Below are 20,401 nucleotides of genomic sequence, written 5' to 3' on the forward strand. Positions count from 1 at the left end.
GGCCGCCGTCCTCCCCGGCGGCCGGGCACCCGGGCACCCGGGCACGCGCACCCAATTGCCCCTCCTGCACCCGTAAGCCCTCCCGCCCCGCTCCCGAAGGGCCGCATCGTGTTCCCCACTTCCACCGCGAAGGCCGGACCCCGCCCGGCCGGCACCGGTTCCGGCCCCGGATCTGGCCCCGCATCCGGCTCCGGCCCCGGTACCGGCCCGGACGGCGGCCCGGCTGCCGTTCCCCGCCTCCGGCGCGCCTGGCGCAAGGCCTCCCCGTACGCCTACATCGCCCCCTTCTTCACCCTGTTCCTGGCCTTCGGCCTCTTCCCGCTCCTCTACACGGCCTTCGTCTCCCTCTACCGCGTCGAGCTCCAGACGAGCGGCGAGATGGAGTGGCGGGGCATCGGCAACTACACCGCGCTCTTCACCGACGAGTACTTCTGGATCTCGCTGCGCAACACGTTCACCATCGGCGTGCTGTCCACCGTGCCGCAGCTCGCGATGGCGCTGGGCCTGGCCCACTTGCTCAACTACAAGCTGCGCGGCCGGACGTTCATCAGGACCGCCGTCCTGCTCCCCTACGCAACGTCCGTCGCCGCCGCCACGCTCGTCTTCGCGCAGCTCTTCGGCCGCGACTTCGGGCTGATCAACTACGTGATCGGGCTCATCGGTCTCGACCCGGTGGACTGGCAGACGGGCACGGTCGCCTCGCAGATCGCCGTATCGACGATCGTGATCTGGCGCTGGACCGGCTACAACGCGCTGATCTACCTGGCGGGCATGCAGTCGATCCCGCACGAGCTGTACGAGGCCGCGGGGATCGACGGGGCTTCGCGCTGGCGGCAGTTCATCCACGTGACCCTTCCGGGGCTGCGGCCGACCATCGTCTTCACGGTGATCATCTCCACGATCGGCGCGACCCAGCTCTTCGGTGAGCCGCTGCTGTTCGAGGGGTCGATCTCCGGCGGCATCTCGCACCAGTACCAGACCCTCGGCCTGTACATGTACGAGCAGGGCTGGGGCTTCTTCCACCTGGGGCGGGCCGCGGCCATCGCCTGGGTGATGTTCGTCCTGATCGTGGTGCTCGTCGGGGTCAATGCCCTGATCGCGCGCCGCCGTGCACGCAAGGAGGCCGGCCGATGACCGCGCTCGCCCCACCGCCGACCGCGCCCGAGAAGCCCCGCCCTCCGCGGGAGCGGCCCGGCAGGCGCCTCCGGCTCCGCAAGGGCGGCGGGGCAGGGAGGACGATGACGGGCGGCTGGATCGCCTACCTCGTCCTCGGCTTCGCGCTGCTGATCTCGGCGTTCCCCTTCTACTGGACGATCGTCGCGGCGAGCCGGTCCAACGCGGACCTGGCGCAGGTGCCACCGAGCCTGCTGCCCGGCCCGAACCTGATGAAGAACTTCGAGGCGGTCCTCGAAGAGGCCGACATCGGCAAGGCCCTGCTGAACTCGCTGATCGTCTCCGGGGCCATCACCGTGGGCACGGTCCTGTCCTGCACGCTGGCCGGCTTCGCCTTCGCCAAGCTGAAGTTCCGGGGCCGGAGCGCCCTGCTGACGTTGACGATCGGAACGATGATGATCCCGCCGCAGCTCGGCGTGATCCCGCTGTTCATGCTGATCGCCGAACTCCAGTGGGTGAACCAGCTCCAGGCGGTGATCCTGCCGGGTCTGGTGTCGGCGTTCGGGGTGTTCTTCATGCGCCAGTACCTGATCCAGTCGTTGCCGGACGAGCTGATCGAGGCGGCCCGTGTGGACGGGGCCTCCACGGCCCGCATCTTCTGGTCCATCGTGATCCCGATCGCGCGGCCGGGGATGGCGGTGCTCGGGATGCTCACGTTCATGACGGCGTGGAACGACTTCTTCTGGCCGGTCATCGCGCTGTCCTCGCAGGAGCCGACCGTGCAGGTCGCCTTGCGGCAGCTGGGCGGCGGCTACGTCAACGACCAGTCGGTCATCATGGCCGGCACGCTGCTCGGCACGCTGCCGGTGCTGCTCGTCTTCGGCCTGCTGGGCCGGCAGATCGTCGGCGGCATCATGCAGGGAGCGGTGAAGGGCTGAGGCGTTCCCGCCCTCCGGCAACGGCCGGCGGCTTCCGGCGAGAGCTCGCCCCCACCGGCCCCTTCTGATCGTCCCCCAATTCCTCCTAATTCCTCCTACTTCCTGGAGTGTCCGTCTCATGACCGCTGTCGATGCCCGCCCGGCGACCTCCACGGGCACCCGCCCCGAGACCGGGACGGGGCTCCGCTTCCCCACCGGATTCCGTTGGGGCACGGCCACCGCCGCCTACCAGATCGAGGGGGCCGCCGCCGAGAACGGCCGGACGCCCTCCATCTGGGACACCTTCAGCCGCACGCCCGGCAAGGTCCGCAACGGTGACACCGGTGACATCGCCGCCGACCACCTGCACCGGATGCCCGACGACGTGAAGCTGATGAAGGAGCTCGGCGTCACGGACTACCGCTTCTCCGTCTCCTGGCCCCGGGTCCAGCCGACGGGGCGGGGCCCGGCCGTGGAGCGCGGCCTGGACTTCTACCGCCGCCTGGTGGACGAGCTGCTGGCGAAGGGGATCAGGCCGGTGGCGACGCTCTACCACTGGGACCTCCCGCAGGAGCTGGAGGACGCGGGCGGCTGGCCGGAGCGGGACACCGCACACCGCTTCGCGGAGTACGCGGACCTGGTGGCCCGGGCACTGGGCGACCGGGTGACCACCTGGACGACGTTGAACGAGCCCTGGTGCGGGGCGTTCCTCGGGTACGGGAACGGGGTCCACGCGCCCGGACGCACCAGCAACCTCGCCGCCCTGCGTGCCGCCCACCACTTCAACCTGGCGCACGGCGGCGCGGCCCGCGTCCTGCGTGACCGCCTCCCGTCCAGCGCCGAGATCTCCCTGACCCTGAACCTCCACGCCCTGCGCCCGCTGACGGACACCGCTGCGGACCGGGACGCGGTGCGCCGGATCGACGCGGTGGCGAACCGGATCTTCGTGGACCCGGTCTTCCACGGGCGGCTGCCGCAGGACTTGGTGGAGGACACGGCGGGGGTGACGGACTGGTCGTTCGTCCGGGACGGCGATCTGGAGGTCACGTCCACCCCGATCGACTCACTGGGCATCAACTACTACTCCCCCAGCGTGGTTTCGGCGGGTTCCTCCGCCTCCCCCGCTCCCTGGGCGGGCGCCGAAGAGCATGTGGCGTTCACCCCGGCGGCGGGCCCGCGCACGGCGATGGACTGGCCGGTGGACGCGACCGGCCTGTACGAACTGCTGACCCGGTTGCGGGACGAACTCCCCCATCTTCCGCTCCTGGTGACGGAGAACGGGGCGGCGTACGACGACTACGCGGACCCGGAGGGGCAGGTCCACGACCCGGAGCGAGTCGCGTACCTGGACGCCCACCTGACGGCCGTGCACCGGGCGATCGAGGACGGCGTGGACGTGCGCGGCTACTTCCTGTGGAGCCTGCTGGACAACTTCGAGTGGTCGTACGGCTACAGCAAGCGCTTCGGCATCGTCCACGTGGACTTCGCGTCCCAGCGCCGGACGGTGAAGGACAGTGCGCGGTGGTACGCGGAGGTGATCGCGCGGGGCGGACTGGCGCGGGGCTGAGGGGGCTCCCTCCCTGCCCCCGGCCCTGGGAACGTCCCGGGGCCGCCGGCCGTCCTGCCACATCGCCCGTCGCGACCAACGGAGGGCGCCCGTCGTGTCGGTTCACCGACCTGCTTGGATTCCGGCATGACGGATTGGTCGCAACTGAGCCATGCCTACGGCAAGCCTCGGGAGTTGCATCAGATGGGCGCGTTTACGCTGGCTACCTGATGGATGGACCCCCACGACCCTACTCGTAGAGCATCGCGAATCAGCCCCCTCACCTGCATATCTTGCTTGTCGATCCCTTCTGATGCATGATTTGCGCGTCAGAAGGGATAAGTCATGACGCGTCGGCCGGGGGTCGAGTTGGCCGGGTCGGCCAAGTTGGAGCTCGTCTCTGGCGTGATCCAGCTCCACCCTGAAGACGCGACGTGGGAGGCGATGCTGCGTGGCTGGCAGTCGCAGCAGCAGGCGCGCAATCTGAAGCCGCGCACGGTCAACCCGCGGATTCAGCTTGTCCGTATGTTCCAGGGGTTCACTAACGACTATCCCTGGAACTGGGCCCCCGCCCACATGGACGAGTGGTCGGCCGCCCTGACCACGGAGAAGCACCTCGCGCCGTCGACGGTCCGCGGCTATCAGGGCACTCTGCGGCTGTTCTCCGAGTACCTCATCGACCCCCGCTACGACTGGGCTGCCGCCTGCGAGGAGAGGTTCGGGACGTACCCGGTGGCGATCTGCCACGAGTGGAACACCATCCCCCACCTCCAGGATTACGAAGGTGACCCGGAGGCCCGCCCGTTCACCCGCGAGGAGCTCCAACGCTTCCTTGACTACGCCGACGACCAGGTGGAGCGAGCGATCAGGAGCGGCCGCAAGGGCGCGCTCGCGGCCTACCGGGATGCCACCTTGTTCAAGGTCATCTACGGGTGGGGGCTGCGCCGCACGGAGACATCGAAGCTCGACCTGGTCGACTTCGGGAGGAACCCCAAGGCGCCCCAGTTCGGCCGGTACGGGACGCTAAACGTCCGCTACGGCAAGGCCAAGAAGGGACAACCTCCGCGCCGGCGTAACGTGCTGTCCCTCATGGACTGGGCCGTCGAGGCGGTCGACGACTACGTCGCGAACGTGCGGCCTCGCTTCGGGTTCCCGGACCATCCCGCACTGTGGATCACCGAACGCGGTGGTCGGCTGCGGCCCGGCTCGATCAACGACCGGTTCGTAGAGTACCGCGACGCCCTGGGACTGCCGAAGGAACTCACGCCCCACTCGCTGCGGCATTCGTACGTCACGCACCTGACCGAGGACGGCGTGGACCGGTTCTTCATCCAGAAGCAGGTCGGCCACGAGTGCGATAGCTCCCTGGCCATCTACACGCACGTGAGCGACGACTTCATGAACACTTCCCTGCAGAATGCCCTGGCTCCGGCCTTCGCCGGGCTGTGACGAGGAGAGGGAATCCGCGATGACCGCCAAGCTCGACTACCAGTGGCACCTGCGCAAGGTCATGGCCGACCGTGGGATGTTCTCCACCACCGACCTCACCTCTCCTCTGGAGAAACGGGGGATCTCGCTCTCGTCCAGCCAGGTCTACCGCCTCGTTGTGGAACGACCGGAACGGCTGAGCCTGAAAATCCTCATGGCTTTGCTGGACATCCTGGACTGTCGGATGGAAGACCTCATCGAGCCCGTCCGCGCTGCGGGCGCCGGCACTCGGCCCGAGAAGAAGGCGGCTTCGGCGGGTGGCTCCGCACCGGAGCCAGGTCTGGGTGATCTGCGTCCGAAGCGGGCCCGCATCGCAGGAGTTGATCAATGAGCTCAGTTCTCCCGGCGGGATCGGCGGGGCCGTCGCACACGGAGGCGGTCGACCTCGATGCACTCAAGGTGCTGGTGGACCTGCTCTGCGACGTCGAGACATCCCTGAGTCGGGAGAAGGTTCGGGAGGTCACCGCCGAGGTGGTCCAGGGCTGTGCCCGGCAACGCACCATCGCCTTGGAACTGCTCGACAACCCGGAGGTGCTGCGCACCGGGCGCCCGCCGTGCGCGATCCGGGTCGGCATCTTGCTGATGGCCTTGAAGCGGGCCGGAGCCGAGCAGCTGGCCCGGCCGAGATGCCACGTGTGCGGGCGTGAGCTGATGAACTCGCTGGCCAAGCGCGCCCGCCTCTGGGGCCACAGTGCCTGCTTCAGGAAGCCAAAGAGCTGCACCGTGTGCGGGGAGATCCGCGATGCCCGACACCACGATCGGCAGGGACAGCCGTACTGCGAACGGTGTCCGCTCCCGCAGGACGACGACCCGACCGAGACACTCGTCAAAGTGCTGGCCGACCTGGAACCCGGCCTCAGCAGGGACCAGGTCCTGACGGCGCTTCGCCAAAGCGGACGCCTGGGATCTCTTCACCGCGCTGTCGCATGGGCCGTCGTCGACCGCCCGGACCTCCTCACCGGCCAGGGCGCGGAGGCACCGATGCCCGGAGTCCTGCGCTTCATCGACGCGCTCGTCCAAGCCGGCGCCGACCACGTAGTGATGCCCCCCTGCCCGGGATGCGGCAAGCAGCAGTCCCTCCACCAGCCTTTCAGCGGGCGACGTCTGTGTGATCCATGCGCACAAATGGCCCGTGCCACGCGATGCAGCCGCTGCGGGCTGATCAAGCCCAAGAACCGCCGCAACGAGGACGGGAGCGTCCTGTGCAAGTCCTGCTGGGCCAGCGACCCGCGGAACTTCGAGGTGTGTTCCCAGTGCGGCAACCGACGCCGCGTCGCCGGACGCAATGAGGCCGGAGCCATCTGCCAGAACTGCCGACCGCGGCCCGAGCACACCTGCTCCATCTGCGGCATCCGCCGCCAAGGCACCCTCTCCCAGGCGATCAACAAGCACGTGTGTGACCGCTGTAAGGGCTTCTGGGTCGTCTGCTCCGGGTGCGGCGCCGGCTCGGTGGTCCGGGGCGGTACTCGCGAGAGCCCGTTGTGCGCGCGGTGCGTGAACCCCGACCCGACGTTCTGGAAGCGGTGCCGTATCTGCAACACGACCTGGCAGCTCACCACCGCGCCCTGCACCCGGTGCAGCCTCGATGCCCGGCTCCGCAAGGTCTTCGCCTCCACTGACGGCCGCACCGCCCCCGAGCTGGACCGGCTGCGTGAGCACCTCGTCCAGGTCGACCACCCGAACTACGCGATCACCTGGCTGCGGAAGCCGAACGTCCAGACCGCCATCACGGCGCTGGTGCGCGAACACCCGGTCATCACGCATACCGCGCTCGACACGATGACGCAGACCAAGACGCTCGACCACCTCCGCTCCATGCTGGTCTCCGTCGGGGCTCTGGAGTTCCGCGACGAAGGCTTGATCCGGGTTGAGCGCGAAGTCGACGCGGCCGTCGCCGGGCACCAACTGGGCGAACACCAGCGAGCCTTGCGCGGCTTCGTCGACTGGCACTTGATGCGACGGCTGCGCGGGCGCCTGAAGGGCAAACCCGCCAGCGTGCAGCAGATCCAGAATGTCCGGGTCCTTCTCTCAGCGGCCGATGCCTTTCTGCACGGGCTGGCCGGCCGGGGGACATCGTTGCGCGGCTGCACGCAGGCCGAGGTGGAGAGCCACCTCAGCTCCGGGCGCGCGTACCCGGCACAGTGCGGTGCCTTCGTCCGATGGGCTGTACGACAGCGGTACACCGCAGCCGGCATCAAGGCCCCGGCGATCCGTTGGACGGGGCCGTCCGGTCCACACGACCAGGACGCCCGCTGGGCCGTCACCCGACAGCTGTTGCACGACGACAGCCTCCGCACGCCAGACCGCGTTGCCGGGCTCCTCGTGCTGCTCTACGCGCAGCACGTCAGTACCATTCATCGCCTCACTACCGATCGCGTTACCCGGGACGGCGACCGCGTACTGCTCAGCCTCGGCGACCGGCCCATCCGACTACCAGCACCGCTGGATGCCCTCATGTCGGACCTCGTGTCCGCGCGGGCCCCGAATGCGGTGCTCCGACACGAGAGCGACTGGCTCTTTCCGGGCCGCACAGCCGGCCAGCCGCTCCACCAGTCACAGATGCTGCGACGGCTCAACGCGATCGGCGTCAAGACCCGACAGGGCCGAAGCACCGCGTTGTTCGCGCTCGCCCAGCAGCTGCCCGCAGGCCAGCTGGCCAAGATGCTCGGCCTGCACGTCAGCGTAGCCGTCGCCTGGCAGCGGGCAAGCGGCGGGGACTGGATGACGTATGCCGCGGCCGTCGCCGCCCGCTCCGCCACCCGCACCCGGACGGCCACGGACAGCGCACCTGCCACCCGACCACTCTGACTCCACCAGGCCGACGACGGGAACCGTCTGCTCCCGCCGACGGCTGAACTCAGCTTGCAGGAAGGGAAACGAGACTGCCATGCCTTGATCCGAGCCGCTCTACTCCTCTCCTCAACTAGTGCCGCGCTACGTTTACCCTGTTGGTGATGTGCCGTGGCCCCTGATCAGGGGCGACACCTCTCTGGCGTCGGCGGTGTGGGAGGCTGGGCCGGTGACTGCGACCCTCCGTCCCCTGGACGCCCGACACTTCTCTGCCTGGCTCGAACGCTGTCGGGCCGAGTACGCCAAGGAGCTCGTTGCTCTGGGGCAGACGTCCGAGGACGCCTACCGGCAGGCGGACGAGACCATGGCGCACTCCTTTCCGTCCGGGACACCGACCCCGGATCACGCGGTCTTCGACGTGGTCGACGATGCCGGGGTAGCCGTCGGCTACCTCTGGATCGGACCGGACAGGAGTGACGACGCCGGTGCCTGGTGGGTCTGGGACATTGTGATCGACGCCGACAAGCGTGGTCTGGGCCTGGGCCGAATGGCCATGTTCCTCGGCGAGGAATACGCCCGGGCGCGGGGCGCTCACACTCTGGGTCTCAGCGTCGCCGGGTTCAACACCGTCGCACATGGCCTTTACGAGTCGCTCGGCTACGAGACGACCTCGGTGAAGATGCGCAAGAAACTCGACTGAGCCTCAGGCGAGGTTTGCCCTGCCGACGACGGCGCATAGACGTCGGTCGTCGGCGCGTGGCGGAGCAGATGGAGCGCAGGCATCTGACACCGAGGCGACAACCCGCGCCGACCTTGGTCGGGGCCTTTGCCCAAGACTTCTTCAAGGCCCGGCCAAGCTTGATGCGGCAGCCCGCGCACCGGCAGCGATGCGCCTAATTTGTCCCTGCATGACAGGTATTGCTGAACGTCCTGTGTTGCTGGGGCGGCGTCGGCTGGTGCGGGCCGGGCTGACGGGAGCGGTGGCGGTGGCCGCCGGGTTGGTGGCCGGCTGCCCCACGACCTCGACCGCGACCCGCGCCGACGGGAAGAGCTCTCGGCCCCGGACTCCCGAGTCGGCGCTGCGGGAGCTCGCGGCGGGCAATACCCGCTGGCGGACGTTCCACGAGAGGAATCCGGACCGGACGCGGGCGATGCGGCAGACATTGGTCACCGGGCAGCATCCCTTCGCCGTGGTCCTGGGGTGCGTGGATTCCCGCGTCCCTCCGGAGCTGGTCTTCGACCAGGGCCTGGGTGACCTTCTGACGGTGCGGTCGGCGGGCTCCATCCTTGATGAGGCTGTCCTGGCCAGCATCACCTACGGGGTTCTCGAGTTAGGCATCCCGCTCGTCGTCGTCCTGGGGCATCAGTCATGTGGGGCCGTCACTGCCGCCGTCCATGCCGCCCAGGCCGGGGAGCTGTTGCCCGGCCACATGCAGTACCTGGCCGACCAGATCCAACCGGCGATCGACCACACCCTTCAGGGGCAGCAACAGGTGGATTCGGCTATCACCGCGAACGTGCGGCTGGTCCGTTCCCGCCTGGCCGCCGAACCCACGCTGGCGCCCAAGGTCACGGCGGGCACGCTCGGCGTGGTCGGGGCGCGGTACGAACTGACCAGCCAGCGGGTCCACCCGATCCGCTGACCCCTGCCCATCGTGAACTTCTCGGCAGGCCCGCACCGGCTAGACTTGCAGAGTTATGCAATTTGCTAGTTCTGTATTCGATGGACGGGGGTCGTGGTGTGGCCGGGTTCGAGGAAGCGGCGCTGGAACGGGTCCGGGTGGCGCGGGCTCGTCTCGCGGCTGCGCGGGAGGCTGACGATGCCTTCGAGGAGGCGCAGGCTGCGGAGGAGCTGGAGGACGCGCTGCGCGTGGCCCACGATCACGGCGTGGCCACCGGCGGGGATGGCCGGTGAATCGGATGGCGTCATGTTCTCGTCCGAGGCCGCGGTAATGGCCGGGCACCCCAGCGGGCAGCCTGCGCGGACGCGCAGGCACGCATGGACGGTGCCGCTGGTGCCGGGCTCGGTGCGGGCCGCGCGCGAGCGTACGGAACGCTCCCTGGTCCTCTTCGGCCTGGGAAGCGCCTCCTCCCTGTTCGGGGCCGCGCTGCTCGTGGTCAGCGAGCTCGTCGCCAACGCCGTCCGCCACGCCCAGCAGTCCCCGGACGCCGAGGTCACCCTCGACGTCACCGACCACATGCTGGTGGTCGCCGTCGCAGACCTGGACCCGCGTCCCATAACCCTGGCCGACGCCGACCGGGCGGCCGGGCAGGGGCTGCGCACGGTGGCCGACCTGGCACACACCTTCGGCGGCGACGTCCGTATCGAGCCCGCCACCGGCGGGCGCGGCAAGACGGTCATCGTCCGCTTCATCCTGCCCGAGGGAACCCCATGAACAGCAGTGAGCCCCAGGCTGTCCAGCTCTACGAGATCACCTACCTCGGTGCCGTCCCCGATACCCGCACCGTAGAGGCGAGCGGGGTCGCAGCCGTCATCGAGCACGCCGGCGAGCACGGCATGAAGATCCTCGTCCGCCCGCACGCCCCAGCCCAGGATGAACCCGACACCCGGATAGGAGGGCAGCCGTCATGACGGACGACAAGCCCGCGCAGAGCAAGGCGGCGAAACAGGAACGGTGGCTGGCCAAGGGCGTCGCACTGCGCGCCTTCTTCTACATCTTCGGCACGCACCTGTTCGCCGGATTCGTGTATCTGCTGTTCTATCTCGGCCAGCACGCGCAGAAATGAGAAGCGGCCGTCTTCCGGTGTCAGAAGCGCAGGTGAACCCGCACTAACGGAAGACGGCCGCCGCATGTGGGGCGCGGCCCCGATGGGGCCTGCGCCGTGTGTGCTGCCTAGATGTGGCTGGTGGCGCGCAGGTCGGCCAGGAGTTCGGCCTGACCTTCCAGGACGCCGGAGAGGATGCCGCGGGCAACCCGCAGCAATTCGGCGATCTGGGGGTGGGTCAGCTGGTAGTACACGTTGGAGCCTTCGCGGCGGGTGACCACCAGGTTGGCCTTGCGCAGGACGGCCAGCTGCTGGGAGAGGCTTGCTGCCTCCACTCCGACCTCGGGCAGCATCTCGGCGACCGCGTGTTCGCGCTCGGCCAGGAGTTCCAGGACGCGGATGCGGACCGGATGCCCGAGCGTTTTGAAGAACTCCGCCTTGAGCTGGTACAGCGGTGTGCTCACCTGAGTACCCCTGCCTCGACTGCCCATCTCATCCACCCAGAACCATTCGCCGAAGGGGCATCCGATCGCCCCTCTCCACACCTTGCGACCTCCACAATTGCAGATCCCTGCAACTCCTGGGACCCGGTGGGCGGCCTTCGTGACGTTCGGACCCCTCAGAGCGGGTCCTTCGCCGGTCAGGCCTTCTTGAGGAACTCGGTCTTCAGGACCAGGCCCTTGACCTGCTTCGTGTTGCACTCGACCTCGCCCGGACGGGAGGTGAGGCGGATGTTCTTGACCAGGGTGCCGCGCTTGAGGGTCTCGGAGGTCCCCTTGACCTTGAGGTCCTTGATCAGGGTGACCGAGTCCCCGTCGGCGAGCTGGGTGCCGTTGGAGTCCTTGACGATGATGTCGCTCATGGCGTGGGTGTCCTTGCCGTTCTCGTAGCTGGTGCTGGTGTTCAGGTGAGGGCGGGTGCGGCCGGGTGATTCGAGTCCGGCCAGTCATCGGTACGCCACTGCTTGACCGCGTCCTGGGCCCCGTGGGCGGCCAGAGCTGCGGCGAGGTCGCAGTGGACGGCGACAGGCGGGCAGGTGGCATCCGGCACGAGAGAGCCATCTGCGGGTATCGCCGCGAGCTCCAAGCGTCGGCCGTTCTCGGCGAGGTGGCGTGCGGCCTGGGCGACGGCGATCTGCCCGCCGGCCGACCATCCCAGCAGTCCGGTCAGGTCGAGGATGACCGGGCCGGTGCCCCGCGCGAGCGCCCACCCGATGGCGCCGGTGAAACGGTCCACGGCGTCTGCGCCGAGATACCCGGCCAGGGACAGCACGCCCAGGTCCTCGCGGGTTGTGTACCGCCATTCGATCGTCATCGTCCGTTCCTCGGTTCGCTCGTCACAGGGGGAGGGTGATCCAGATGGCCTTGCCGCGCCCGTCCGCGTCCGGCCTCACAGCGGCGGTGCCGCCCAGCTCCATCGCCAGCTCGACCACCATGGCCAGGCCGCTGCCCGGGGCGGTAGCAAGCGCCCCGAACAGGGCGGGCTGGTAGGGGTGGCGGTCATGGACGGCGAACGCGAAGGCGCTGGGCCCGTGCGCATAGATGACGGTGATCATCGGCGAGGACACGGCGGCATGGCGGACGGCGTTGGTAACCAGCTCAGCCAGGATCAGCAGCGCCGGGCCCACGCTCGGATGCCGAAGGCCGACCCCGCACTCCATGAGGACCAGCTCGGTGGTCTCCCGGGCGATGCGGACGGCCGAGCCCATGGCGGGCACGTCCAGGACGTGCCGGTATGGCATCGTCTCGACCCGGACACTCACCGGCCCGCCCCCGTCACGGTGCGGGCGAGGCGGAACCCGGACACCTGCTGCGGGTGCAGGCGCAGCAGGGTGTCGTGCGGGCCGTGGGTCCAGCCGGACAGGGTGCGCCGGTAGTGGGCAGCCTCGTCCGGATCGGCGATGACGTCCGCCGGGCCGTGCGCGCTGACCGTCCAGCCCGTGCCGGCTGGGGTACGGATCTCATCGACCTGGTAGGTCAGCAGGGCCCGGCCGGGAACGGTGGCGGCCTGGACGGGGGCACGGACGATCAGGCGCCCGTACTCCATCACGTGCGCCGCGGGGCGCACGACGGCCAGCTCGCGCTGAACGTAGACGAGTCGGCCTTGGCTGGAGCCTTCGAGGAGCCACAGGGCCTCGGTACCGGAAACCTCGATCATGCGGCGGTCGGCGGGAACGGTCATCGTGCGGCCTTCCGGATGCGGAGCGGTCGGTGCTTGAGCGGCAGGAGGCCCGCCTGCTCCAGGTGCTTGCGGGCCCCGGCGATGGCTTCCGGGGTGGTGGCGTACTCACGTCCCTCCAGGCGCAGCAGGTCGAGAGCGCCCACCGCGTCCAGGGCTTGGCGCTGGCCGGGGCGGATACCGGAGGTGAGGACGGCGATACCGCGCCGGTTCAGCTTCTCCACTGCGTCCTTCAAGACGAGGGCGCCGGTGGCGTCCAGGGTCGTGACGCGGGACATGCGCAGGATCACCACCTTCACGTCGGCGACCTCGGAGAGTTCCAGGAGGAAGCGGTGGGCGCCGGCGAAGAAGAGGGGTCCGTCGATGCGGTAGGCGACGATGTGCTCCGCCAGCAGGGCGTGCTCCTCGTCGCTGTGCTCGCCAGGCAGATCCGGGCGGAAGTCGACCTGCTCCATCCGCGCCTGGCTCGCCACCGCCTTCAGGGCGAGGGCGCCCGCGACGACCAGGCCGATGATCACCGCGTAGACGAGGTCGAGGACCAGCGTGGCGGCGGCGGTCAGGACCAGTACGACGGCGTCCGAGCGCGTCGCCTTCGCCATCGCCCGCAACGAGCCGACCTCCACCATGTGGATCGCCGTGGCCAGCAGCACACCAGCGAGCGCGGCCAGCGGAATCTTCGAGACGAGCGGGGCCGCGGCGAACACGATCACCGCGAGCACGGCCGCGTGGGTGAGCGCGGCCAGGCGGGAGGAGGCGCCGGTACGGACGTTGACCGCGGTCCGCGCGATCGCGGCCGTCGCGGGGACGCCGCCGAACAGCGGGGCCGCCAGGTTCGCGATGCCCTGCCCGAACAGCTCCTTGTCCGGGTCGTGCTGCTGCCCCACCGTCATACCGTCCGCGACCGTCGCCGACAGCAGAGACTCCAGCGCGGCCAGAGCGGCCACCGCCACGGCCGGGGCGAGCAGCGAGCCGAGGGCGGACAGGTCGAGGAAGGCGAGGGAGGGTGCGGGCAGGCCGGAGGGCAGGTCCCCGATCGGGGCCGCCCCGTCCAGGTGGAAGACCTGCGCGATCACGGTCGCGGCGATCACCGCGACGATCGAGAACGGGATCGTCGGCTTCCACCGGGCCCCTGCCAGCATCACCGCCGCGACACCGGCCGAGAGACCGATCGCGGTCCAGTTCGGGAACGCCACGAACTCCACGAGCGCCCGCCACGCCACGAGCAAGACCTTCTCCCCCTCCGGCTTCTCGACGCCCAGCGCGTTGGGTATCTGCTGAAGTCCGATCACGCACGCGATGCCCAGGGTGAAGCCCTCCACCACCGGCGCCGGCACGTACCGCATGTACTGCCCGGCCCGCAGCAGGGCGAGGCCGATCAGCAGGACACCGGCCATCAGCCCGACGGTCAGCACCCCGCCCGGCCCGTACTGGGCGACGATCGGCACCAGCACCACGGTCATCGCCCCGGTCGGCCCCGACACCTGGAGGTTCGACCCGCCGAACAGCGCGGCGAGCGCGCCGGCGACCACGGCGGTGGCCAGTCCCGCCTCCGCGCCGAGTCCGGAGGAGACCCCGAAGCCAAGCGCGAGCGGCAGAGCGACGATCGCCACGGTCAGCCCGGCCAGGAGATCCCGGCGGGGAGTGCGGCCCATGACCGCGAAATCAGCCCGCGCTGGCAGCACCGAGCGGACCCGCCCGAGCACGGAAGTCAGGAAGGCGTTCACAGTCACGGCGCCGGGACCTCGGACTCCCGCAACTCCTCCAGCAGCTCGCTCTGCCCAGCCAGCACCTCGGTCAAAATGCGCCGAGCCGCCCGCATCAGCTGCGCGACATCCCCTCCCGCCAGCTCGTAGACCACGGTCGATCCGTCACGCACCGAAGTGACGATCCCCGACCGGCGCAGCACCGCGAGCTGCTGCGACAGCGCAGACGGCTCGACCTCGATCGCGGCCAGCAGCTCCCGCACCGGCATCGGACCGTCCTGCAACAGCTCCAGAACCCTTATCCGCACGGGGTGCCCGAGCATCCGGAAGAACTCGGCCTTGGCCTGATACAGCGGAACCGGCACGGTCTCGCACCCTTCTCACCACCCCGAGCGGGGCAAATGCCTGGTGCTGTGCCCGCGGCTACCTACGGACACAGCCATCACAGCATCTATGAAATTGCAGACTTCTGCAATTCACAGAAACGACGACCTCCCTCGGCTGGAGCCCGTAGCTTCCACTCAGGAGCCTCACCGCCACCCCGCCGTCGAGGCCTTCTCCACGATGGCCGCAAGCCCTCTGCCCGCTGGCGCACGACGCTTCTAGGGCTGGCCATAACCGTCGAGGAAGTTCCCGATCCGCGTCACGGCATCGGCCAGATCTGTGATGTTGGGCAGGGTCACGATCCGGAAGTGATCGGGCTCGGGCCAGTTGAAGCCCGTACCGTGCACGACCATGATCTTTTCCTCGCGCAGCAGGTCGAGGACCATCTGCCGGTCGTCCTTGATCTTGTAGACGGACGGGTCCAGCTTCGGGAACAGGTACAGCGCGCCCTTGGGCTTCACGCAGGTGATGCCGGGGATCTGCGTCAGCAGGTCGTACGCCGTGTCGCGCTGCTCCAGGATCCGCCCGCCGGGCAGCACCAGGTCGTTGATCGACTGCCGGCCGCCGAGCGCCGTGGCGATGGCGTGCTGGGAGGGCATGTTGGCGCAGAGCCGCATGTTCGCCAGGATCGTCAGGCCCTCGATGTAGGACGAGGCGTGCTTCTTGGGCCCGCACACCGCCATCCATCCGGACCGGTAGCCGGCGACGCGGTAGTTCTTGGAGAGCCCGTTGAAGGTGAGCGTCAGCAGGTCCGGCGCGATGGCGGCCGTGTTGGTGTGCGTGGCGCCGTCGTAGAGGATCCGGTCGTAGATCTCGTCCGAGCAGACGATCAGGTTGTGGCGGCGCGCGATGTCCGTGAGCCCGCGCAGCATCTCGTCGTCGTAGACGGCGCCGGTCGGGTTGTTCGGGTTGATGATCACGATCGCGCGGGTGCGGTCGGTGACCTTGCGCTCGATGTCGGCGAGGTCCGGCATCCAGTCGGACTGCTCGTCGCAGCGGTAGTGCACGGCGGTGCCGCCGGCCAGGCTGACGGAGGCGGTCCACAGCGGGTAGTCCGGCGCCGGGACGAGCACCTCGTCGCCGTCGTCGAGCAGCGCCTGCATGGACATCTGGATCAGCTCGGAGACCCCGTTGCCGATGTAGATGTCCTCGACGTCCAGGTCGATGCCCTTGGTCTGGTAGTGCTGCATGACCGCGCGGCGCGCGGAGAGCAGCCCCTTCGCGTCTCCGTAGCCGTGGGCGGTGCCCAGGTTGCGGAGCATGTCCTCAAGGATCTCCGGCGGGCACTCGAAGCCGAAGGCCGCGGGGTTGCCGGTGTTGAGCTTGAGGATGCGATGACCTGCTGCTTCGAGCCGCACGGCTTCTTCGAGCACGGGGCCGCGGATCTCGTAGCAGACATTGGCGAGTTTCGTTGACTGGATCACCTGCATGACGGGAGCTTACGGCTCCACCCTCGGCTACCCACGGGCGCTGCATCTATGAAATTGCAAACTTTCGCAATTCGCGGATTCTGCGGTCCGCTGCCCCGATTCGGGCTGTACCGTTCCGGGCAGGGCCTCGCCGCAACCCCCGTCGGCGAGGCCCTCTGTAAAGCTCGCGAGCAGTTCCCACCCGGGAGCCTCCGCGAAGAGGCTTCCCGCGTTCACCCTCGACCCTCACAGCGTCGGCTCGGCGATCCGCAGCAAACCGCGACTGCTGCTGAGCCCATCGGCCTCGACCTACCAACGCGGCCAGCGGCCCCAGCCGGGACAGATCCGACAGGGCGGCCGCTCGACTCCCCCGACCCACTCACCTGATCGCGAAAACCACTGCGCCGGCCTGCTCCTCAGGGCATCCGAGACCTGCGCTTCCTCCGAGGACTCGCGTAGTGCGGGGCCGACTGTCCCCAGGGCGCCAGTGGGGCCGAGCAGGACGGACACGCCAGCCGACCGTCCCTAAGCTGCCGGCCCGCGACCGGATCCGTGTCCGAGATTAGGACGTGGGCGCGCCTCAACTCAGCGGCGAGACATGTAAAGGTCGAGAGCCTTGTGAAGGAGTTTGTTGAGCGGAAAGTCCCACTCGCCGAGGTATTCGGCAGCCTGGCCGCCGGTGCCGACCTTGAAGCGGAGCAGGCCGAGCAGGTGGTCGGACTCCTCCAGGGTGTCGGTGATGCCGCGCAGGTCGTAGACGCTCGCGCCCAGTTCGTGGGCGTCGGACATCATCCGCCACTGGATGGCGTTGTTCGGCTGGACTTCACGCTTGCGGCTGGTGGAGGCCCCGTAGGAGTACCAGACGTGCTCACCAACGGTCAGCATCGTGGCCGCGGCCAGCACCTCGCCCTCGTGATGGGCGAGATACAGGCGCATCCGGTCCGCGTCCTCCGCCCGGAGTACGGTCCACATCCGCTGAAAGTAAGCCAGCGGCCTGGGGATGAACCGGTCGCGTTCCGCGGTCTCCTTGTAGATCTCGTAGAAGGCGGGCAGATCCTCGTAGCCGCCCTGGACGACCTTGACACCAGCCTTCTCTGCCTTCTTGACGTTGCGGCGCCACTGCTGGTTGAACCCGCGCTGGACCTCGTCCAACGACCGCCCAGCGAGCGGGACCTGGAATACGTAGCGCGGCTGCCCCGCGCTGAACCCGTCTTCATCACCCACCTCGCCCTGCTGCCATCCCAAACGGCGCAGCCGATCGGCGACATCGAAAGCCCGCGGCTCGCACGAGCTGGCCTCAACATCGCGCAGCCGTCCTGCCCGCGGGTCTGCGATGGCGTCCTTGACCGTTCCCGCATCCCAGCGGCGCACGATCACGGGCGGACCCATCTTCACCGAGAACGCGCCGCGGTTCTTCAGATAGGCCAGCATCGGCTCGAGCCACCGCTCAAGATCCGGGGCGTACCAGTCGATGACCGGACCTTCGGGAAGGTAGGCGAGGTACCGCTTGAGCTTCGGCAACGGCCGGAACAGCACGAGCGCCACCCCGACGATCTGGCCGGCCTCATCAATCCATCCGAGACTCTCCGCCCGCCAGTCCGGCTTCACATCCCCCCACGAGGGCACCTGCATGTGACTCACGGAAGGCCGGTCGTTGATGAAGGCCAGATGCTCGTCACGGCTGATCGCTCGCAAGCGGAAGGTCATGCGCAGTGCTCCTCTGTTCGAGGCGTCAGCCTACTTCGCAGACTCCACCCCCACCGCGCCGCAAATCCACCCACAGCGGTGTCGACCGAGGCGTTTGCCGGACTCGATGCCTGGCTGCGCGATGCGCGCGACGAGCCCGCGCTCGCGCAGCCAGGCCAGGCGTTCGGCGGAGAAGTGCGTCTTGTCCGCGCGGAGTTTGACGGTCGGCGCCGCCGTGGTCCCCCGGCGGGACTGGACGGCGGGTACGCCGCGGATGAGCGGCTTGAGGGCGAGGCTGTCGTGTACAGCACCCACGACCGGCATCATGCCGCAGGAATATCAAGTCACGTGAGACAACCTCTAAGCCTTGATTGGTGCGGCCGACCTGGCGGCCTGCTCGATCTTCGCGCGGTAGGCCGCACGGGCTTCCTGGTCGATCTGCTTCTCGTGTTCGGGGCGCATCCCGGTCCGGCCGTCGAGGCCCTCGCGCAGGATGTCGGCGTGCCCGGCATGCCGGTTGGACTCGCCGAGGACATGGACCATGACGGCGAACAGGTTCGTGTCGGTATAAGGCTCCGGCCACCACGGCACGTGGCCGGGGGCGTCGAGGGGAAGCGTGTTGATCGTCGCGTCCGAGTGTTCCCACGTGCGCCGGTAGAACCCGATGATCTGATCGCGGGTCTCGTCCTCGGTCGCCCACTGATCGCTGCCGTCGGAGTCCTGCCACCGGGACAGCGGTTCCGGGGAAGGGCGGTCGAAGACCTCGCCGAAGTACCTGGCCTCGACGTTGGCCACGTGTTTGACGAGGCCGAGGAGGTTGGTCCCGGTCGCTGTCAAAGGCCGGCGGGCGTCGTATTCGGACAAGCCGTCGAGTTTCCAGAGCAGCGCCTCGCGGTCCCGCCGCAGTCTCCCGTGCAGGTTGTCCTTCGCGAATTCATCGATCATGCGGCATGAACCTTCCATGAGCTGTTCGTGGTCTCAAGATCCCGTACGTGGTCCTCCACGGCCGGCAGAGCCGAGGCTTGGGACTCCTTACGCAATGAGCCATCGGGAATGATTGTCTCTCAGAGAGACGTGGGGGTGGGGCGCGTGAGGTTCGCGGCCGACCCGACCTGCGACGGTTACTGGGCAGGAGAACTACACGCATGCTGTTCGGTGCCGTTCTCTGATCCCGTTGAGTAGTTCGGGGCGGGGACCGGGGATGTGGGCGGGTGCCAGGTGAGAATCCAGCCGGCGGTAAGCGCCGCCGCGCCGCCTGCCAGGGCGATGGCGCCGCCTGTTCCGATGCCGGCGGCCACCGAGCCGAAGCAGGCCGGCCCGACGCCCTGCAGCGTCATGCCGCCGGAGCCGAGCAGGCCGAAGGCCTGACCCTGGCCGTCCTGGGGCAGGGCGTCCAGGAACGGCCGTTGCAGGCCGAGACCGTAGGCGAATCCGAAGCCGCAGAGCAGCAGCAGACAGGACGAGACGCCCACTCCGGGCTCGGCGGCGAAGCCGACCAGCGGCAGTCCCATCAGCGCAATCAACGGGACCACCAGTCGCTCCCGGGTGGGTGGCCGTAGCAGTCGCCCCACCAGCAGGTCGCCGACAAGCATGCCGACCGGCAGACAGCCCATCAGCACCGCGTACCAGCCGGGCGCGAAGTGGCGTCCTCCGGCGTAGGCGACGATCAGGCCTTCCGCGCCCGCTACGAACGCGGGCGGTAGCCACTGGGCCAGCATCAGTCGTCGCACCGTGTGTCCGCGCAGCAGCAGGCCAGCACTGTGCAGGCTTGCCCGGACGGCCCCGCCCTCGCCCCGAGCGCTGCCGGGTGTGCCGCCGAAGTCTCCCGGCTGCAGCCGGGGCAGCCGGAGGCGGACGGCGAGCGCGCAGCCGAGGTAGAGGGCGGCGCTCACCGCGAGCGCCCGGTGCGGGCCGAGTACCGCGACGACCGCACCTCCCAGCGCCAGACCGAACAATTGCGCGCCGGAGGAGGCGATGTTGTTCAGTGAACGGCCCAGTACATAGGCATCGCCCTCCAGGCACTGCGCGACCAGCCGACTCGACGCGCCGCTGAACACCGGTGTGGCGAGCGCGACCAGCGCCATGACACCGAGGCTTACCGCGATAGGCATCCGAACCAGGGCGAGCAGTAGGGCGGCGGCGCACGTCAAGGCGTAGCCGCCGGTGATGAGCGTGCGGGGCGGCAGTCGGTCGGCCAGTGAGCCCAGCAGCAGCGAGCCGAACAACTGCGGGAGAAAGCCGATACCGAAGGCCAGTGCGCTCAACAGCGCGGAGCCGGTGGCCGCGAAGACCAGAACCGAGAACGTGGTGATCCGCATCGCGTCCGCGGTGATCGCGACGATGCGGGTTGAGAAGAGCAGCCGGAATCGCGGCTCGGCCAGCACCTCCCGGTAGGTGGCACGGTGGTTGACCTGCGCGGGTTCGGCGGTTGGGGTCATGACGCCCAGCCTCGCCGTGCGC

At 68.9% G+C, this 20,401-nt stretch carries 24 protein-coding genes; 11 read left to right on the forward strand and 13 right to left on the reverse strand.

What is annotated here, in order from left to right; all coding sequences use genetic code 11:
* Positions 1-108: 108 nt before the first annotated feature.
* The 8 genes from OG276_RS00065 to OG276_RS00100 all read left to right on the forward strand — a co-directional run bounded on the left by OG276_RS00065 (position 109) and on the right by OG276_RS00100 (position 9,497).
* Positions 109-1,134, forward strand: coding sequence for a carbohydrate ABC transporter permease (locus OG276_RS00065; protein WP_266901363.1), 1,026 nt, complete (start codon positions 109-111; stop codon positions 1,132-1,134).
* Positions 1,131-2,051: a carbohydrate ABC transporter permease gene (locus tag OG276_RS00070; protein ID WP_266901365.1), complete on the forward strand. Its 921-nt coding sequence runs from the start codon at positions 1,131-1,133 to the stop codon at positions 2,049-2,051. Before OG276_RS00065 ends, OG276_RS00070 begins: the two co-directional genes overlap by 4 nt.
* Before the next feature lie 118 nt (positions 2,052-2,169).
* Positions 2,170-3,597: a GH1 family beta-glucosidase gene (locus OG276_RS00075; protein ID WP_266901367.1), complete on the forward strand. Its 1,428-nt coding sequence runs from the start codon at positions 2,170-2,172 to the stop codon at positions 3,595-3,597.
* A 324-nt stretch (positions 3,598-3,921) separates the two neighbouring features.
* Positions 3,922-5,025: a tyrosine-type recombinase/integrase gene (locus tag OG276_RS00080; protein ID WP_266901370.1), complete on the forward strand. Its 1,104-nt coding sequence runs from the start codon at positions 3,922-3,924 to the stop codon at positions 5,023-5,025.
* 19 nt (positions 5,026-5,044) lie between these two features.
* Positions 5,045-5,395, forward strand: a complete 351-nt coding sequence (locus tag OG276_RS00085) for a helix-turn-helix transcriptional regulator (protein WP_266901372.1) — start codon at positions 5,045-5,047, stop codon at positions 5,393-5,395.
* Positions 5,392-7,872 carry an LIM domain-containing protein gene (locus OG276_RS00090; RefSeq protein ID WP_266901374.1) on the forward strand — a complete coding sequence of 827 codons (2,481 nt, stop codon included), beginning with the start codon at positions 5,392-5,394 and terminating at the stop codon, positions 7,870-7,872. Before OG276_RS00085 ends, OG276_RS00090 begins: the two co-directional genes overlap by 4 nt.
* Before the next feature lie 211 nt (positions 7,873-8,083).
* Positions 8,084-8,554, forward strand: a complete 471-nt coding sequence (locus OG276_RS00095; protein ID WP_266901376.1) for a GNAT family N-acetyltransferase — start codon at positions 8,084-8,086, stop codon at positions 8,552-8,554.
* 208 nt (positions 8,555-8,762) lie between these two features.
* Positions 8,763-9,497, forward strand: a complete 735-nt coding sequence (locus OG276_RS00100) for a carbonic anhydrase (protein ID WP_266901378.1) — start codon at positions 8,763-8,765, stop codon at positions 9,495-9,497.
* 65 nt (positions 9,498-9,562) lie between these two features.
* Here OG276_RS00100 and OG276_RS00105 read toward each other — a convergent pair whose 3' ends face one another.
* Positions 9,563-9,784, reverse strand: coding sequence for a hypothetical protein (locus OG276_RS00105; RefSeq protein WP_266901380.1), 222 nt, complete (start codon positions 9,782-9,784; stop codon positions 9,563-9,565).
* Here OG276_RS00105 and OG276_RS00110 point away from each other — a divergent pair.
* Genes OG276_RS00110 through OG276_RS00120 form a run of 3 tightly spaced genes read left to right on the forward strand, consistent with a single transcriptional unit; the run spans position 9,783 to position 10,602 of the window.
* Entirely contained in the window at positions 9,783-10,250 is a 468-nt protein-coding gene (locus tag OG276_RS00110) for an ATP-binding protein (protein WP_266901382.1), read from the forward strand. The genes OG276_RS00105 and OG276_RS00110 overlap by 2 nt on opposite strands.
* Entirely contained in the window at positions 10,247-10,447 is a 201-nt protein-coding gene (locus OG276_RS00115; protein ID WP_266901384.1) for a hypothetical protein, read from the forward strand. Before OG276_RS00110 ends, OG276_RS00115 begins: the two co-directional genes overlap by 4 nt.
* Positions 10,444-10,602: a DUF6126 family protein gene (locus OG276_RS00120; RefSeq protein WP_266901386.1), complete on the forward strand. Its 159-nt coding sequence runs from the start codon at positions 10,444-10,446 to the stop codon at positions 10,600-10,602. The genes OG276_RS00115 and OG276_RS00120 overlap by 4 nt, the downstream gene beginning before the upstream one ends.
* A 107-nt stretch (positions 10,603-10,709) precedes the next feature.
* Here the strand turns inward: OG276_RS00120 and OG276_RS00125 are convergent, their stop codons facing one another.
* From OG276_RS00125 to OG276_RS00180, 12 genes are all read right to left on the reverse strand, one after another.
* A complete protein-coding gene (locus tag OG276_RS00125; RefSeq protein ID WP_266901388.1) occupies positions 10,710-11,045 on the reverse strand; it encodes a helix-turn-helix transcriptional regulator in 336 nt (111 codons plus the stop codon).
* A 176-nt stretch (positions 11,046-11,221) separates the two neighbouring features.
* The gene (locus tag OG276_RS00130) at positions 11,222-11,443 is read right to left on the reverse strand and encodes an alkylphosphonate utilization protein (protein WP_266901390.1); all 222 of its coding nucleotides are present in this window, start codon (positions 11,441-11,443) and stop codon (positions 11,222-11,224) included.
* Between the two features lie 41 nt (positions 11,444-11,484).
* On the reverse strand, positions 11,485-11,895 hold the full coding sequence (locus OG276_RS00135; RefSeq protein WP_266901392.1) for an STAS domain-containing protein: 411 nt from the start codon (positions 11,893-11,895) through the stop codon (positions 11,485-11,487).
* 22 nt (positions 11,896-11,917) lie between these two features.
* Entirely contained in the window at positions 11,918-12,322 is a 405-nt protein-coding gene (locus OG276_RS00140) for an ATP-binding protein (RefSeq protein WP_266901394.1), read from the reverse strand.
* A gap of 17 nt (positions 12,323-12,339) precedes the next feature.
* Positions 12,340-12,762, reverse strand: a complete 423-nt coding sequence (locus OG276_RS00145) for a pyridoxamine 5'-phosphate oxidase family protein (protein ID WP_266901396.1) — start codon at positions 12,760-12,762, stop codon at positions 12,340-12,342.
* Complete coding sequence (locus tag OG276_RS00150; RefSeq protein ID WP_266912427.1) at positions 12,759-14,411, reverse strand: SulP family inorganic anion transporter; 1,653 nt, start codon at positions 14,409-14,411, stop codon at positions 12,759-12,761. Before OG276_RS00150 ends, OG276_RS00145 begins: the two co-directional genes overlap by 4 nt.
* Before the next feature lie 74 nt (positions 14,412-14,485).
* The gene (locus tag OG276_RS00155; protein WP_266901398.1) at positions 14,486-14,827 is read right to left on the reverse strand and encodes a helix-turn-helix transcriptional regulator; all 342 of its coding nucleotides are present in this window, start codon (positions 14,825-14,827) and stop codon (positions 14,486-14,488) included.
* 237 nt (positions 14,828-15,064) lie between these two features.
* Positions 15,065-16,276, reverse strand: coding sequence for a pyridoxal phosphate-dependent aminotransferase (locus OG276_RS00160; RefSeq protein WP_266901400.1), 1,212 nt, complete (start codon positions 16,274-16,276; stop codon positions 15,065-15,067).
* 564 nt (positions 16,277-16,840) lie between these two features.
* Positions 16,841-17,962 (reverse strand): peptidoglycan bridge formation glycyltransferase FemA/FemB family protein, encoded by a 1,122-nt coding sequence (locus OG276_RS00165; RefSeq protein ID WP_266901402.1) that lies wholly within the window; start codon positions 17,960-17,962, stop codon positions 16,841-16,843.
* A 30-nt stretch (positions 17,963-17,992) separates the two neighbouring features.
* A complete protein-coding gene (locus OG276_RS00170; protein ID WP_266901404.1) occupies positions 17,993-18,256 on the reverse strand; it encodes a hypothetical protein in 264 nt (87 codons plus the stop codon).
* A 45-nt stretch (positions 18,257-18,301) separates the two neighbouring features.
* Complete coding sequence (locus OG276_RS00175; RefSeq protein ID WP_266901406.1) at positions 18,302-18,886, reverse strand: DinB family protein; 585 nt, start codon at positions 18,884-18,886, stop codon at positions 18,302-18,304.
* 176 nt (positions 18,887-19,062) lie between these two features.
* Positions 19,063-20,379, reverse strand: a complete 1,317-nt coding sequence (locus tag OG276_RS00180; RefSeq protein WP_266901408.1) for an MFS transporter — start codon at positions 20,377-20,379, stop codon at positions 19,063-19,065.
* Between the last annotated feature and the right edge of the window lie 22 nt (positions 20,380-20,401).

The sequence above is a fragment of the Streptomyces sp. NBC_00086 genome, from assembly GCF_026343255.1.
Classification (GTDB): Bacteria; Actinomycetota; Actinomycetes; order Streptomycetales; family Streptomycetaceae; genus Streptomyces.

Coding starts and splice junctions, on each gene's coding strand:
- OG276_RS00070 (WP_266901365.1), top strand. CDS start 1,131: ATGACCGCGCTCGCCCCACCGCCGACCGCGCCCGAGAAGCCCCGCCCT.
- OG276_RS00075 (WP_266901367.1), top strand. CDS start 2,170: ATGACCGCTGTCGATGCCCGCCCGGCGACCTCCACGGGCACCCGCCCC.
- OG276_RS00080 (WP_266901370.1), top strand. CDS start 3,922: ATGACGCGTCGGCCGGGGGTCGAGTTGGCCGGGTCGGCCAAGTTGGAG.
- OG276_RS00085 (WP_266901372.1), top strand. CDS start 5,045: ATGACCGCCAAGCTCGACTACCAGTGGCACCTGCGCAAGGTCATGGCC.
- OG276_RS00090 (WP_266901374.1), top strand. CDS start 5,392: ATGAGCTCAGTTCTCCCGGCGGGATCGGCGGGGCCGTCGCACACGGAG.
- OG276_RS00100 (WP_266901378.1), top strand. CDS start 8,763: ATGACAGGTATTGCTGAACGTCCTGTGTTGCTGGGGCGGCGTCGGCTG.
- OG276_RS00110 (WP_266901382.1), top strand. CDS start 9,783: ATGTTCTCGTCCGAGGCCGCGGTAATGGCCGGGCACCCCAGCGGGCAG.
- OG276_RS00105 (WP_266901380.1), bottom strand. CDS start 9,784: ATGACGCCATCCGATTCACCGGCCATCCCCGCCGGTGGCCACGCCGTG.
- OG276_RS00115 (WP_266901384.1), top strand. CDS start 10,247: ATGAACAGCAGTGAGCCCCAGGCTGTCCAGCTCTACGAGATCACCTAC.
- OG276_RS00120 (WP_266901386.1), top strand. CDS start 10,444: ATGACGGACGACAAGCCCGCGCAGAGCAAGGCGGCGAAACAGGAACGG.
- OG276_RS00130 (WP_266901390.1), bottom strand. CDS start 11,443: ATGAGCGACATCATCGTCAAGGACTCCAACGGCACCCAGCTCGCCGAC.
- OG276_RS00135 (WP_266901392.1), bottom strand. CDS start 11,895: ATGACGATCGAATGGCGGTACACAACCCGCGAGGACCTGGGCGTGCTG.
- OG276_RS00140 (WP_266901394.1), bottom strand. CDS start 12,322: ATGCCATACCGGCACGTCCTGGACGTGCCCGCCATGGGCTCGGCCGTC.
- OG276_RS00145 (WP_266901396.1), bottom strand. CDS start 12,762: ATGACCGTTCCCGCCGACCGCCGCATGATCGAGGTTTCCGGTACCGAG.
- OG276_RS00150 (WP_266912427.1), bottom strand. CDS start 14,411: ATGGGCCGCACTCCCCGCCGGGATCTCCTGGCCGGGCTGACCGTGGCG.
- OG276_RS00160 (WP_266901400.1), bottom strand. CDS start 16,276: ATGCAGGTGATCCAGTCAACGAAACTCGCCAATGTCTGCTACGAGATC.
- OG276_RS00165 (WP_266901402.1), bottom strand. CDS start 17,962: ATGACCTTCCGCTTGCGAGCGATCAGCCGTGACGAGCATCTGGCCTTC.
- OG276_RS00175 (WP_266901406.1), bottom strand. CDS start 18,886: ATGATCGATGAATTCGCGAAGGACAACCTGCACGGGAGACTGCGGCGG.
- OG276_RS00180 (WP_266901408.1), bottom strand. CDS start 20,379: ATGACCCCAACCGCCGAACCCGCGCAGGTCAACCACCGTGCCACCTAC.